General features: G+C 66.9%; 15 protein-coding genes and 1 pseudogene. 7 read left to right on the top strand and 9 right to left on the bottom strand.

From position 1 onward, the window contains the following. Positions 1 to 131 (top strand): annotated as a pseudogene (locus tag D6M19_RS10015) (IS481 family transposase); the annotation flags it as partial. 95 nt (positions 132 to 226) lie between these two features. Here D6M19_RS10015 and D6M19_RS10020 read toward each other — a convergent pair. Then, the gene (locus D6M19_RS10020; RefSeq protein ID WP_123025071.1) at positions 227 to 1,141 is read right to left on the bottom strand and encodes an AraC family transcriptional regulator; all 915 of its coding nucleotides are present in this window, start codon (positions 1,139 to 1,141) and stop codon (positions 227 to 229) included. 118 nt (positions 1,142 to 1,259) lie between these two features. Between D6M19_RS10020 and D6M19_RS10025 the strand changes: the two genes are divergently transcribed. After that, positions 1,260 to 2,342 carry an aldo/keto reductase gene (locus D6M19_RS10025; protein WP_123025072.1) on the top strand — a complete coding sequence of 361 codons (1,083 nt, stop codon included), beginning with the start codon at positions 1,260 to 1,262 and terminating at the stop codon, positions 2,340 to 2,342. 1 nt (position 2,343) lies between these two features. Here the strand turns inward: D6M19_RS10025 and D6M19_RS10030 are convergent, their stop codons facing one another. From D6M19_RS10030 to D6M19_RS10040, 3 genes are all read right to left on the bottom strand, one after another. Then, a complete protein-coding gene (locus D6M19_RS10030) occupies positions 2,344 to 3,000 on the bottom strand; it encodes an RsiV family protein (RefSeq protein WP_234834803.1) in 657 nt (218 codons plus the stop codon). 85 nt (positions 3,001 to 3,085) lie between these two features. Continuing rightward, positions 3,086 to 4,624: a glycerol-3-phosphate dehydrogenase/oxidase gene (locus D6M19_RS10035; RefSeq protein ID WP_123025073.1), complete on the bottom strand. Its 1,539-nt coding sequence runs from the start codon at positions 4,622 to 4,624 to the stop codon at positions 3,086 to 3,088. Beyond that, entirely contained in the window at positions 4,621 to 5,202 is a 582-nt protein-coding gene (locus tag D6M19_RS10040) for a TetR/AcrR family transcriptional regulator (protein ID WP_123025074.1), read from the bottom strand. Before D6M19_RS10040 ends, D6M19_RS10035 begins: the two co-directional genes overlap by 4 nt. Before the next feature lie 20 nt (positions 5,203 to 5,222). Between D6M19_RS10040 and D6M19_RS10045 the strand changes: the two genes are divergently transcribed. The 3 genes from D6M19_RS10045 to D6M19_RS10055 are packed head-to-tail and all read left to right on the top strand — an operon-like array spanning position 5,223 to position 8,038. Then, positions 5,223 to 6,803 carry an FAD-binding oxidoreductase gene (locus D6M19_RS10045; protein WP_123025263.1) on the top strand — a complete coding sequence of 527 codons (1,581 nt, stop codon included), beginning with the start codon at positions 5,223 to 5,225 and terminating at the stop codon, positions 6,801 to 6,803. A 25-nt stretch (positions 6,804 to 6,828) separates the two neighbouring features. Further along, entirely contained in the window at positions 6,829 to 7,725 is an 897-nt protein-coding gene (locus D6M19_RS10050; RefSeq protein ID WP_123025075.1) for a diacylglycerol kinase, read from the top strand. Between the two features lie 10 nt (positions 7,726 to 7,735). Then, positions 7,736 to 8,038 carry a DUF1905 domain-containing protein gene (locus D6M19_RS10055; RefSeq protein WP_123025264.1) on the top strand — a complete coding sequence of 101 codons (303 nt, stop codon included), beginning with the start codon at positions 7,736 to 7,738 and terminating at the stop codon, positions 8,036 to 8,038. 10 nt (positions 8,039 to 8,048) lie between these two features. On the opposite strand, the gene D6M19_RS10060 is transcribed toward D6M19_RS10055, so the two are convergent. From D6M19_RS10060 to D6M19_RS10075, 4 genes are all read right to left on the bottom strand, one after another. Further along, positions 8,049 to 8,561 carry a DUF3145 domain-containing protein gene (locus tag D6M19_RS10060; protein WP_123025076.1) on the bottom strand — a complete coding sequence of 171 codons (513 nt, stop codon included), beginning with the start codon at positions 8,559 to 8,561 and terminating at the stop codon, positions 8,049 to 8,051. A gap of 119 nt (positions 8,562 to 8,680) precedes the next feature. Beyond that, a complete protein-coding gene (locus D6M19_RS10065) occupies positions 8,681 to 9,505 on the bottom strand; it encodes a serine hydrolase domain-containing protein (protein ID WP_123025077.1) in 825 nt (274 codons plus the stop codon). Positions 9,506 to 9,516: 11 nt separating this feature from the next. Further along, positions 9,517 to 10,245 carry a chemotaxis protein CheY gene (locus D6M19_RS10070; protein ID WP_123025078.1) on the bottom strand — a complete coding sequence of 243 codons (729 nt, stop codon included), beginning with the start codon at positions 10,243 to 10,245 and terminating at the stop codon, positions 9,517 to 9,519. 10 nt (positions 10,246 to 10,255) lie between these two features. Beyond that, on the bottom strand, positions 10,256 to 11,023 hold the full coding sequence (locus tag D6M19_RS10075) for a dioxygenase family protein (RefSeq protein ID WP_123025265.1): 768 nt from the start codon (positions 11,021 to 11,023) through the stop codon (positions 10,256 to 10,258). Positions 11,024 to 11,078: 55 nt separating this feature from the next. On the opposite strand from D6M19_RS10075, the gene D6M19_RS10080 reads away from it, so the two are divergent. Together D6M19_RS10080 and D6M19_RS10085 are read left to right on the top strand one after the other, a co-directional pair. Next, complete coding sequence (locus tag D6M19_RS10080; RefSeq protein WP_123025079.1) at positions 11,079 to 12,167, top strand: S-(hydroxymethyl)mycothiol dehydrogenase; 1,089 nt, start codon at positions 11,079 to 11,081, stop codon at positions 12,165 to 12,167. Beyond that, positions 12,164 to 12,793 (top strand): MBL fold metallo-hydrolase, encoded by a 630-nt coding sequence (locus D6M19_RS10085; protein WP_123025080.1) that lies wholly within the window; start codon positions 12,164 to 12,166, stop codon positions 12,791 to 12,793. The genes D6M19_RS10080 and D6M19_RS10085 overlap by 4 nt, the downstream gene beginning before the upstream one ends. A gap of 87 nt (positions 12,794 to 12,880) precedes the next feature. Here D6M19_RS10085 and D6M19_RS10090 read toward each other — a convergent pair whose 3' ends face one another. Further along, complete coding sequence (locus D6M19_RS10090; RefSeq protein ID WP_123025081.1) at positions 12,881 to 13,615, bottom strand: SHOCT domain-containing protein; 735 nt, start codon at positions 13,613 to 13,615, stop codon at positions 12,881 to 12,883. Positions 13,616 to 13,696 lie beyond the last annotated feature (81 nt).

Below are 13,696 nucleotides of genomic sequence, written 5' to 3' on the forward strand. Positions count from 1 at the left end.
CCAGCGACTCCGAACGCTGCACCGCGTTCATCACCTGGCTACACACCTACAATCACCACCGCGGCCACACCGCACTCGGCGGTCAACCACCCGCCAGCCGCGTACCTAACCTCTCAGGTCAGTACAGCTAATCCGCGAGCGATACGGCGAAATCGAGGTTGTGCTGGGACTTTTCGACCGGTGCATAAGCAACGCCGGTCGCCACGGGTGTCGAGCCTCGCGGCAGTCATGCCAGTAGCGCAGTCCGCGGCTCCCCTTCCATGCGCAGCCGGGCGGCGTCCTGCCCTGGCGGCACACCGAACATCCGCCGGTACTCGCGGTTGAACTGCGATGGGCTGTCGTATCCGACGCGATGACCGATGCCCGCAACATCGCCGGGTCCGGACACCAGCAGTGAGCGGGCCTCCTGCAACCGGATCCGCTTCTGAAACTGCAACGGGCTCATGGCCGTAACCGCGCGGAAGTGCCGGTGAAACGCCGACGGGCTCATCCCGGACAGGCGCGCGAGGTCTTCGACCCTCATCGGTTCGGCGTAGTTGCCTCGGATCCACCCGATCGACCGGCTGATGAGCGACAGGTCGCTGTCGGCAAGGCCGATCTGGCGGATCACGCCGCCTTGCGGACCGGTGAGCAGGCGCCAGATGATCTCCCGCTCGATCATCGGCGCGAGCACGGGCGCATCGACGGGCCGATCGAGCAGGCGCAGCATTCGCACCACCGCGTCGAGCAGGTCGGCACTGGCTTCACCCGTCGACATCGCCGCGTCTCCCCCGCGAGACAACCGCTGCACCGGCGCCTGCAGCACCAACTCGGCGACCACGGCCGGGCGCAGCACGAGCGCCATGGCCAGCGACGGTGAGTCATCCGTTATGTCGATGTAATGGCCGGTGACCGGCAGGTTGGCGGTGACGACGAGACATTGACCCGCCCGGTACTCGTACGCCTGCGCCCCGAGGAGCAGTCGCTTACCGCCTTGGGCCATCACGACGACGAGCGGTTCGGTCAGTGAATACTCCGGCGCTGCAAAGGCCGTCGTCACCTTCGACATCAGCAGGCCGTCGACCGACGTCGACAGGTCGGGCCGGGCGTGCGCGGCGATCAACGTCCGCATCTCGTCGAGTAGATCAGCAGTCCTGCGCATACTCCGATCACAGCAAATTCGATAGGATTGTGCAAGGCAATGATTGCATCGATATACCGCTGAACAGCTGATAGGCGTTTGATGGAGATATCCATCAAACACGCCAAGGAGCAGGTTCATGCCACTCGATCACTACCTCACGCTCGGTCGCTCAGGGCTGCGGGTCAGTCCGTTTGCACTCGGCGCGATGACGTTCGGCGAAGACGCGGGCGGCGCGGGATCCAGCGTCGAGGAGTCCGAGAAAATTCTCGCGTCCTACGTGGACCGCGGCGGCAACTTCGTCGACACCGCCAACTTCTACACCAACGGCCATTCGGAGAAGATCCTCGGCGACTGGTTGGCCGGCCATCCCGGTCAACGCGATCGCGTCGTGCTGGCGTCGAAGTTCTTCACCAACATGTATCCGGGCAACCCCAACGGCGGCGGCGCTGGCCGCTCATCGATCAGGAGCCAGTTGCACCAGACGCTGCGCCGGTTGCAGACCGACTACCTGGACCTCTACTGGCTGCACAACTGGGACCGCAACACGCCGATCGAGGAAACCATGCGATCGCTCGACGACCTGGTCCGGGAGGGCACGATTCGCTACATCGGGTTCTCCAACACGCCGGCCTGGGTCACCGCGCAGGCGCAGACGACGGCCCTGCTGCGCGGCTGGACGCCGCTGATCGCCTTGCAGGTGGAGTATTCGCTGCTGGCCCGCACCGTGGAGGGTGAAGTCGCACCCCTTGCGCTGGACCAGGAGATGGCGCTCGTGCCGTGGAGTCCGCTGAAGAACGGCTTCCTTTCCGGCAAGTACCGCCGTGGCGTCGAGGTCAGCGACTCGGCCAGGGCGGCCTACGTCGGCGGGCCGAGCGACGACGAGTTCGTGGTCATCGACACCGTCGCCGCGATCGCCGATGAACTCCAAACGAGCTCTGCGGCAGTGTCGCTCGCATGGTTGCGGGCACGCGAGGGGACCGTCGTACCGATCGTGGGTGCCCGCAGGCTGGCGCACCTCGAGGACAACCTCGCCGCCGTCGACGTGACGCTGAGCACCGAGCACCTGCGCATGCTCAACGACGTTTCGGCACCGGCTTTGAGCTACCCGGCAGAGATGAACGGCGCCATGCGGGCGATGCTTCAGTTCGCGGGCTGCACGGTCGACGGTGAGTCGTCAACGCCGTACCCACCGCTGCTGCAGAGCGACGTTCGGTACTGACTCAGGCCGAAGTGATCCCGGCCATGACGGGTGCGAGTAGATCGGTGAGCGCTGCCCAGGCCACGGTCTTGGTCTCGGGCAGCGCGATTCCGAATTGGTAAGGGGCGAAATGGATCTCCAGACCCTCGGCGGTGGGGATCCAGTTCACGAAGTTCTCGGCCCGCGGCTCGGCTCCGGTGAGCTCGGACAATCGGTGCAGCCCGGCCTGCGAGTCGGTGAAGAGGTCGGTGAGCATGACGGGATCAGCGCTTCGACTGTCGATCACGACGGTGCTGATGTATGGAGTCGGATGCACGCCGTAGTAGTGCGTACCCAGGATGAGCTGGGCCACCGCGATGCTGCGAAACGTCACCTGACCGTTCGAGTCGAAGTTCCACTGTTCTCCAGGGTTGGATTCGCTTTTCGCCCTTTCGATCTGTTCGGTGACCGCGACGCGACTGGCGTGGTTGAACGCCTCGAGCACGGCAGGGTCACCGCCGGAGAGCTCGGAGAACTTCGCGTCCCAATTTCCCAACCGGTCGGTTGTGGTGCCGTCGATCGAGGTCATCTTGACGGCGTAGGCCTTGCCGCTGGACACCCCGGTGTCGGCTGCAGCTGGTGCGGCAGGCGACGCCACCAGAACCGCGAGCACCGCAGCAATCGCCGTAATACGCCTCATTCGACGGCCTGACCGATGCCGAGGATGTTGCCTTCGCTGTCGCAGAACCAGGCATTACGCCCGACCCGGCCGTCAGCCAGACTCATCAATTACCTCCTGCGAGCATTTCCTCCGCCACAGTCAACACCGTGTCCCGTTCGGAGTCGACCAGCCCGATGCGGGTGCGACGGTCGACGATATCGTCCACCGTCAGCGCGCCCTCGTGGGTCACCGCGTACTCGAACTCGGCCCGGATCACGTCGATTCCTTCGGCCACCGGATCGCCTGCCCGGTCGCAGGTGGCGCTGGCGATCACGTTCGGTGCCTCGGCCCCGAATCGGGCGACCAACGAGGACGGCAGTTCGGTGGGAACACGTAGCGTCGCAACCGGATTCGACGGCGCACCGACGAGCGGCAGGTTTCGCGTCCGGCAGCGGCCGCCGGACAGGCCACGCAGCGCGGCGGCCTTGTCGAGCACATCCTCGGCCATGTAGCGATACTCGGTCAGCTTGCCGCCGACCACGCTGATCACTCCCGACGGTGACTCGACGACGGCATGGTCGCGCGACACATCGGCCGTCCTGCCCCCTCCGTTGTCGATCAGCGGCCGCAGCCCCGCGTATGCGCCGATGACATCGTCGCGGCCCAGCTTCACGTTCAGCGCGGTGTTGACGGTGTCCAGCAGGAAGCCGATCTCCTCCGGCGTCGGCTCGGCGACGTCGGGTATCGGTCCCGGCGCGTCCTCGTCCGTCAGGCCGAGATACACCCGGCCCAGCTGCTCGGGCATCGCGAACACGAAGCGGTTGAGTTCTCCCGGTATGGGTATGGTCAGCGCCGCTGCCGGGTTTCCGAACGCCTTCGCATCGAAGACCAGATGTGTGCCGCGGCTTGGTCGCAACGTGATCGAGTTGTCGACCTCCCCGGCCCACACGCCGCTGGCATTGATAACGGCACGCGCCTTGACCTCGAACGACTCGCCGGTCAGCCGGTCGGTCAGGCGCACCGAGGTGCCGGTGGCGTCCGAGGCCGCGACCCGGGTCAGGATGACCGCGCCGTGCTGGGCGGCCGTTCTCGCGACGGCGGCGACCAGGCGGGCGTCGTCGATCAACTGCCCGTCATAGGCCAGCAGCCCGCCGCGCAGGCCGTCGCGCCGAACCGCGGGCACCATGTCGACGGCGCGGCTCACAGAGATGCGCCGGGATCGGGGCAGCGTCGATGATCGCGTGCCCGCCATGCAGCGCAGCGCGTCGCCGGCGAGGAATCCGGTGCGCACCAGCGCGCGTTCCGGGCTGCCCATCGCGGGCAGCAGCGGAACGAGTTGGGGCATGGCGCTGACCAGATGCGGGGCGTTGCGCGTCATCAGGATTCCGCGTTCGGCGGCGCTGCGCCTGGCGATACCGACGTTGCCGGTCGCCAGGTAGCGCAGGCCGCCGTGCACGAGCTTGGAACTCCACCGGCTGGTCCCGAAGGCCAGGTCATGCTTTTCGACGAGAGCAACCGTCAGACCTCGCGACGCGGCGTCGAGCGCGATCCCCGTTCCGGTGATGCCGCCGCCGATGACCACGACATCGAGCTGCCTGCCGTCGGCCAGCGCCGCCAATTCGCGTGCGCGGCGAGATGCGTTGAGGGCAGCCGAACTCGTCATGGTTTCAGGTATCCGTTCAATGAGTGGGCGAGTTCGACCGCGAGGGCATCGGCATCGAGAATCGGCTCGACGATCTGTGCGGATTGAATGGTCGACTGGGTGATCAGCAGGCACATCGCGGCGAGTTGGCGTGGGTCACCCTCCCGTACGCTGCCCTCGCGCTGGGCCACCTTCAGCTCGGCGGCGACGGCATTGATGAGGATCTGCTGGCTGGTGCCGAGGCGCTCGGCGATGTACACCATCGCCAGCTCGGGTGCGGAGTGGAATACCGACATCACGACGTCGTCATGGCGAAGCCGTTCTGCGACACCGACGATCCGCTCGACCAGGGCTTCGCGTCCCGCGCCGCGTGACGGCACATCGCGCAGCACGCCGACGATCCGCGCGGTCAACAGCGCCGCAAGCAACGCCCGGGTGTCGGGCCAACGGCGGTAGATGGTCGGTCTGCTCACCCCCGCCCGGCGGGCGATTTCTGCCAGCGTCACCCGGTCTATGCCGAAGGCCAGCACGCAACTCGCCGCCGCGTCGAGGATCCGGTCACCGAGGTCTGGCGACAAGTCGTTACTGATTGACAGCATATGTAATACTGTAACGCATGATGAAGTGGGATGCATGGGGCGACCCGGAGCAGGCGAAGCCGCTCTCCGACGGAATTCGGAATCTGCTGACGCAGGCGCTCGGGGTCGGCGACGCCCAGCTTCCCGAGCTCGAACCCGATCGGGTCAAGCTGCGACCGTCGGCACTCTCACCCGCCGACCACGACGGGTTGGCCGACATCGTCGGGGCGCAGAACTGCCGCGTCGACGACGGCGACAGACTGCTTCGCGCAGGCGGAAAGTCCACCCTTGATCTGCTGCGGCGCCGCGACCCGGGCGTCCAGGACGCACCCGATGCGGTCCTGCTTCCTGGTGACGACGACGAGATTGCCGCGATCCTGCGGTGGTGCGGACAGCGCAGCATCGCCGTCGTTCCGTTCGGCGGAGGAACCAGTGTCGTCGGCGGTCTCGATCCGCTGCGTGGTCAGTTCAAGGCGGTGGTCTCGCTCGATCTGCGCAGGCTGAACGAACTGCACTCGCTCGACGAGGTATCCGGGGAGGCCGAGCTCGGCGCGGGCGTCACGGGACCCGATGCCGAACGCCTGCTCGGCGAGCGGGGATTCTCGCTCGGTCACTTCCCGCAGAGTTTTCAGTTCGCGACGATCGGCGGATTCGCCGCGACGAGGTCGTCCGGGCAGGACTCGGCGGGCTACGGACGTTTCAACGACATGGTGCGCGGCCTGCGCGCGATCACGCCTGCGGGCGTGCTCGACCTCGGGCGTGCGCCGGAATCCGCGGCAGGCCCGGATCTACGTCAGCTGCTGATCGGCTCCGAGGGAGTGTTCGGCGTCATCACCCGCGTCCGCGTCAAGGTTCACCCGACGCCGGCCGCGACCCGCTACGAGGCCTGGTCGTTTCCCGACTTCGCCAGCGGCGCCGACGGCCTGCGCGCCGTCGCCCAAACCGGTACCGGCCCGACCGTGCTGCGCCTCTCCGACGAGGCCGAAACCGGTGTGAACCTTGCCACCACCGAGAGCATCGGCGAGAACAGCATCACCGGTGGCTGCCTGGCGATCACCGTGTTCGAGGGGTCCGAGGAACACGTCGAAAGCAGGCACGCCGAAACGCGGGCACTGCTGCAGGCCAAGGGCGGCACCTCGCTCGGCGAAGCGCCGGCGCGCGCATGGGAGCACGGCCGCTTCAACGCGCCGTATCTGCGCGATTCGCTGCTGTCGGCGGGCGCGTTGTGCGAAACCCTTGAGACGGCCACCAACTGGTCCAACATCCCCGCGCTGAAATCCGCGGTGACCGAGGCGCTGACGACCGCGCTGGCCGAAACCGGCACGCCTGCGCTTGTGCTGTGCCACATTTCGCATGTGTATCCCACCGGGGCGTCGCTCTACTTCACCGTCGTCGCCGCGCAACGCGGCAATCCGATCGAGCAGTGGCGCAAGGCGAAAGCCGCGGCGTCGGACGCGATGGTGCGCACCGGCGCCACGATCACCCACCACCACGCGGTCGGTGCCGACCATCGGCCGTGGATGCGCGACGAAGTGGGCGACGTCGGGGTCAAGGTGCTGCAAGCTGTCAAGGCGACCCTCGATCCGGCGGGAATCCTCAACCCGGGCAAATTGATTCCGTGACGCGCGCGCGTCGTGGGAGAGCGAGATGACCGGAGTCGGCCGGGTCACGATGCTGACCAACCCGGCGTCCGGGCATGGCAGCGCACCACACGCGGCCGAACGGGCGGTGGCTCAACTGCATCGCCGCGGCGTCGACGTCGTCGCCATCGCGGGAGCCGACGCCGAGCATGCGCGTCGACTAGTCGAAGGCGCACTGGAACGGGGGATGGACGCACTCGTCGTCGTGGGCGGAGACGGCATCATCGCGCTTGCGCTGCAGGTGTTGGCGCAAACCGACATCCCGCTGGCCATCATCCCGGCCGGCACCGGCAACGACCATGCCCGCGAATTCCGTATTCCCACAAAGGATCCCGAGGCTGCCGCCGATGTCGTCGTCGACGGCGCTGTGCAAACAGTCGACCTCGGTCGCATCAAAGGCGCCGACGGCACCGACAGATGGTTCGGCACCGTGATGGCCGCCGGCTTCGACTCACTCGTCACCGATCGCACCAACCGCATGCGGTGGCCGCACGGCCGGATGCGCTACAACGTGGCCATGGTCGCCGAATTGTCCAAGCTTCGACTGCTTCCGTTTCGCCTGTCCCTCGACGGTGAGGAACTCGATACCGAGCTCACGCTTGCCGCATTCGGCAACACGAAGAGCTACGGCGGCGGCATGCTGATCTGTCCGGACGCCGACCCAACCGACGGTCAGCTCGACGTAACCATGGTGGCCTCGGCGTCGCGCACGAAGCTGATTCGCTTGTTCCCCACCGTGTTCAAGGGCAGCCATGTCGACCTCGACGAGGTGCGCACCGCACGTGCGCGCACGATCACGGTGGACTCCCCCGGCATCAATGCCTACGCCGACGGCGAGTACGTCTGCCCGCTGCCGGTCGAGGTGTCGGCGGTACCGGGAGCGCTGAAGATCCTGCGGCCGTAGCGTGGCACCGATGGAGTGGGAGTTCGACGCCGAGGTGTTCCAATGGCGCGGCCCGGCACCGTACTTCTTCGTCGAAACCCCTGACGAGGTCGACGCGTTTCTGCACGATCACGCCGCGGACCTCACCTATGGGTGGGGGGTCATTCCCGCGCGTGTGCGGATCGGCGACATCGAGGTCGGCACGTCGTTGATCCCGCGCGACGACGTCTATCTCGTACCGCTGAAGGTGGCCCTGCGCAGACCGCTGGGAATCGACGACGGCGACGCCGTGCACGTGCAGTTGGCGGTGGAACCCAGCCGGCGCCGCGGCTGAATGTCGTCGGCTAACCGACTCCGCGGTTCAGCCAGCTCACCTCGCCGGTGTCGCCGCCGCTGCGATACGGCTCGAGGGCCTCATCCCATGCGGTGCCCAGCACCGAGTCCAGCTCGGCGACGAGCATGTCCGCCCCAGCGGACATCAGCGAGCGCATCCGCATCTCGCCGACCATCACATCGCCGTTGGCGCTCATCACGCCGCTCCACAAGCCCAGTTGCGGGGTGTGGCAGAACCGCTGCCCGTCCACGCCTGCGCTGGGGTCCTCGGTCACCTCGAAGCGCAACACCGACCACGAACGCAGCGCGTTCGCGAGCTGCGCGCCGGTGCCGACCGGGCCAACCCAGTTGGTGACCGCGCGCAACTGGCCGGGCATCGCCGGCTGCGCAGTCCAGGTCAGATTTGCTCGGGAATGAAGGGTCGACGACAACGCCCATTCGACATGCGGGCACACGGCCGCTGGCGAGGCGTGGATGAAAACCACGCCCGTCGTCGAGTCGGCGAACTGGTTCGACGCACGCATTGCTACTCCTTCGCTCCACGAGGGACGTCTTCCCCAACGACCTGGTGATGCGATTTAGCTGCAGTTGTGTCGAACGTGTCTATTGTGCCTTGTGAGGCCCCTGTTGCGCTAGTCCCCGGCTATGTGCCGTCGAATTCGGCGAGGACGGCATCGGAGAGCGCCGGCCAGGGCTCGTACGCCCAGTCGCCGAAATCGCGATCGGTGAGCGCGACAAGCGCCAGGTCACGGGCCGGATCGACCCAGATGAAGGTCCCTGACTGCCCGAAATGGCCGTAGGTGCGCGCCGAGTTGGCCGAGCCCGTCCAGTGCGGCGCCTTGGCGTCACGGATCTCGAATCCCAACCCCCAGTCGTTGGGTCGCTGCACCCCGAATCCGGGAAGCACCCCGGTTAGCCCGGGGAACTGCACATTGGTGGCCTCGGCATGCATCTCGGCGGATACCAGAGCCGGTCGCAGCAGCTCAGCGGCGAAGAGCGCGAGATCGGCGACCGTCGACGTCGCCCCGTAGCCCGCCGCCTTGGCGCCACCCTCGAGTTCGCTGGACGTCATGCCCAGCGGATCGAAGACGGCCTCGGCGAGGTAGCGGCCAAATTCGATACCCGATTCACTCTCGACCGCGGAGGCGACCACACCGAACCCGTAGTTCGAGTAGATGCGGCGCTTTCCCGGCTCAGACATCACCTGATCGGTGTGCATCGCGTAGCCGGAGGTGTGGGCCAGCAGGTGGCGCACCGTCGAATCCGGCGGACCCGCGGGTGTGTCCAGTTCGAGCACGCCCTCCTCGATCGCGATCTGAACGGCGCGCGCAACCAACGGCTTGGTGACCGAAGCCAGCCCGAACCGATGGGTGACATCGCCGTGCTCGGCAAGCACTCCGGACGGCCCGATCATCGCAGCGGCGGCAGTCGGGACAGGCCAGTCGGCGATCGCGTCGAGGGCAGGCATCGGGCAGGAGCCTACGACCCCGCCGCCGCTCCGGTATCGATGACAACCCCGGTGACGACAACCCAGCGCCGCATCGACTCCGTCCACGCCTGGCGATGATCCGCGTCGACCCGATCACCCGACCGCAGCACAAGTCGATAGACGTCGCCGGCCCACTCCAGCTGCACCCCGTCATCGAGCGCAGGCAGAAGCGCGTCGTCGAGGAGGCGGTAACCGTCATCGACGCGCGATTGGCGCAGCGCGGTGATCCCGTCGACCACGCGGCTGAGCACGGCGAGCGTGGCGTCGGCGGTATTCGCGACCGTCTGCCGCAACGCGGTAGCCGCCCGGGTCAGCGTGTCTGCGTCGTCCTCGTCGAGCGCGGTCGCGGCGTCGAGGTAGGCGAGATAGCCGTGCGTCCCGCTCGTGGACACACCTGCAAGCAGCCCTCGCGCACGGTCGGCCCACTGTCGCGCCACCGCCTGGTGTTGGCGGGCGCGCCACTGCATCGAAAGAACAGCGGCCGTCATCGTCGCAGCGGCGGGATCGGTGCGCACCAGCCGGTCGTAGGTGCGCTCGGCCAGCCGAACCGCCTCGCTTGCGTGACCGAGGCGCCACGCGGCGGCGCTGTAGGCGTCGAGGTCGTCGGTGGGCATCGGGCCCAGCCCATCGGCGCGCACGAACGCTGCGTAGCTCGCGCGCCAGTCGTTGCGTCGGTGGGCCTTGCGCGCCTCGGCGAGGTGGTCGATCAGAATTTCCATGGTTCCTCCATCACACCAGCTGAATCGACCTCTTCGCCAGGCCCATCCAGAAGCCGTCAATGATTTGGCGGGGCGTCTGCTCCGGATCGTCCGACGCGCCGAGTGCCACGAACAACGGCGCGAAGTGCTCGATCGTGGGGTGCGCATACGGCATCCCCGGCGCCTTGTTCCGAAAGTCGATGAGCCCCTCGAGATCGCCTGCGGAGAACCGCTCGGCCGCCCAGCTGTCGAACTCCACCGACCATCCCGGCGGGATGGCAGCCGGCGACGGGTCGTCCAGGAACGGCAGGCCGTGCGTGGTGAACCCCGATCCGATCAGCAGCACCCCGTCGTCGCGCAGCGGTCGAAGGCGTTCGCCGAGGTGCATCAGACGTTGCGGATCCAACGTCGGCAGGGAGATCTGCAGCACCGGGATATCGGCGCCGGGATACATCACGGTGAGCGGTACGTACGCGCCGTGATCGAGCCTGCGGTCGGGATCATGGGCCACGGGTTCCCCGTGGGGCATCAGCGATTCGACCGTCGCGGCAAGGGCAGGCGCACCCGGGGCGCCATAGGTGACGTCGTAATAGCGCTCCGGGAAGCCCCATAAGTCGTAGGTCAGCGGCGTCTCGGCGGTGGTCGAGCCGATCGTCAGCGGAGCGGCCTCCCAATGGGCCGAGACGACGAGGATCGCCGTGGGCACCGGAAGGTCGGCGGCCCACGCCGCGAGCTCCGACACCCACAGCTCATCGTCGGCCAGCGGCGGCGCGCCGTGACTCAGGTAGAGCACCGGCATCATGCTTACAGCTTCCACTATCGGCCCGCCGATGCGTCCCGCTAAGGTTTGACTCATGGGTCAAACAGTGCGCGGGGTGATCTCGCGGAAGAAGGGTGAACCGGTCGAGGTGGTGGATGTGGTCATCCCCGACCCTGGGCCGGGCGAGGTGGTCGTCGACATCCTTGCCTGCGGGGTCTGCCACACCGATCTGACGTACCGCGAGGGCGGCATCAACGACGAGTACCCGTTTCTGCTCGGTCACGAAGCCGCGGGCACCGTCGAATCGATCGGCGCCGGGGTGACCAACGTGGAGCCCGGCGATTTCGTGATCCTGAACTGGCGCGCGGTGTGCGGACAGTGCCGGGCCTGCAAGCGCGGGCGTCCGCACCTGTGCTTTGACACGTTCAACGCCGAACAGAAGATGACGCTGACCGACGGCACCGAGCTGACCCCGGCGCTGGGCATCGGCGCGTTCGTCGACAAGACGCTGGTGCACGAAGGACAGTGCACCAAGGTCGATCCCGCGGCCGACCCCGCCGTGGCCGGGCTTCTGGGCTGCGGGGTGATGGCAGGCATCGGCGCGGCGATCAACACCGGCGCGGTGAGCCGCGACGACACGGTTGCGGTGATCGGCTGCGGCGGGGTAGGTGACGCCGCCATCGCGGGCGCCCGGCTGGTCGGCGCCAAGCGCATCATCGCCGTGGACACCGATAACAAAAAGCTGGACTGGGCGCGCGATTTCGGCGCCACCCACACCATCAACGCCCGCGAGCTCGATCCGGTGAAAACGATTCAGGACCTCACCGACGGCAACGGCGCCGACGTCGTGATCGACGCGGTCGGGCGGCCGGAAACCTGGAAGCAGGCGTTCTACGCCCGCGATCTCGCGGGAACCGTTGTGCTCGTGGGTGTTCCCACCCCGGACATGAAACTGGAGATGCCATTGGTGGACTTCTTCTCCCGCGGTGGTGCGCTGAAGTCGTCGTGGTACGGCGACTGCCTGCCCGAGCGCGACTTCCCCACCCTGATCAGCCTCTACCTGCAAGGCAGGCTGCCGCTGGAGAAGTTCGTCTCCGAACGCATCGGCCTCGACGACATCGAGGACGCATTCCACAAGATGCACGCAGGCGAGGTACTGCGCTCGGTGGTGGTGTTGAAGTGAACGGCGGACCAATCCAGCGGATAGTCACCCACGGCACGTTCGAACTCGACGGCGGCAGTTGGGAAGTCGATAACAACATCTGGATCGTCGGTGATGACAACGACGTCGTGGTGTTCGACGCCGCACATGACGCCGGCCCGATCGTCGACGCCGTGGGAGGCCGCAACGTGGTCGCGGTCATCTGCACCCACGGCCACAACGACCATGTGACGGTGGCACCTCAGCTTGGTGACGCGCTGGACGCGCCGGTGCTTTTGCATCCCGCCGACGACGTGTTGTGGCGGATGACCCATCCGGACAAGGAGTTCCGCGCCGTCGGCGAAAGTGAAACGATCAGCGTCGCCGGTACCGAGCTGCGCGCCCTGCACACGCCGGGCCACTCGCCAGGCTCGGTCTGCTGGTATGCACCCGAGCTGCACGCGGTGTTCAGCGGCGACACCCTGTTCGAGGGCGGGCCCGGTGCAACCGGCAGGTCGTACTCCGACTTCCCGACAATCCTGGATTCGATTGCGGGCAAGCTCGGCAAGCTGCCCGGCGAAACCATTGTCTACACCGGCCACGGCGACTCCACCACCGTTGGCGACGAGATCGTGCACTACGACGAATGGGTCGCCCGCGGCCACTGACCGTCCACGGCTCACCTAGCCCCGCGAGCGTGCGTGTCTGCACACGACACGCCGCGAAATGTCGGCATACCGCGCACGCTCGCGGGGCTAGGAGTTCAGGATCCGGCGCTTCTCTGCCTCGAACTCGTCCTCGGTCAGCGCGCCGGAGTCACGCAGCGCCGCCAAGTTTTTCAGCTGCTCTATCCGAATCCCGTCGTCGGTCGGCGTGTATCGATCCGCGACCCCGTAGGGCTCGCCGACATGGAACGTCGGACCGACGGGTGCTGCGGGTACCGGACGTCGACCACTCCTCACCGCGTAGACGATCGCCGCCGTCAGCTCGAGAAGGCCGATGACGAACAGCCCGGCGAACGCCCACACCAGCGTGACGTTGGAGGAATCGTGCCCGAATGCCAGTTGCGGATTGATGTAACCGTTGACGTTGCCGTCGGTGGTGATGTCGTAGGTGCCCCCGGCGGGTATCTGCACCAGCCAGACCCGGATGCGGGCGTCATTGTTGACGGTGGTTGTGGTGCCCCAGCTTTCGGTGACCTGGGGCTTCGGTACCCCTTCGGGCGGAACGATGGTCAGCCCCAGCTGCGGGACGGGAAGACCGCCGCCGCTCGGACTGCCGATCGTTTGGGTATGGAAACTGATCGTCGCCTCGCCAGCGGGTAGGTGCAGGCTGCTCGAACCCGGGATCGGTACTTCGCCGTAGGCGTCGTACTCATCGAAGACGAAGGCGTTCAACACCATCGTCACGATGAAGCCGATGACGGCCACCACCAAGGTCACAACCGACGCGAGGATGAAGATCCGCGGCGCCGCCCGTCCGCCAGCCATTGGCGCAGTCTGCCACGACTGGCTCTACGCCGCGGCACCTATCGGCCAGGTGGCCAGCGGTGTCTCGGGATGCCGAACTGT

The sequence above is a fragment of the Mycolicibacterium stellerae genome (assembly GCF_003719305.1).
Classification (GTDB): domain Bacteria; phylum Actinomycetota; class Actinomycetes; order Mycobacteriales; family Mycobacteriaceae; genus Mycobacterium; species Mycobacterium stellerae.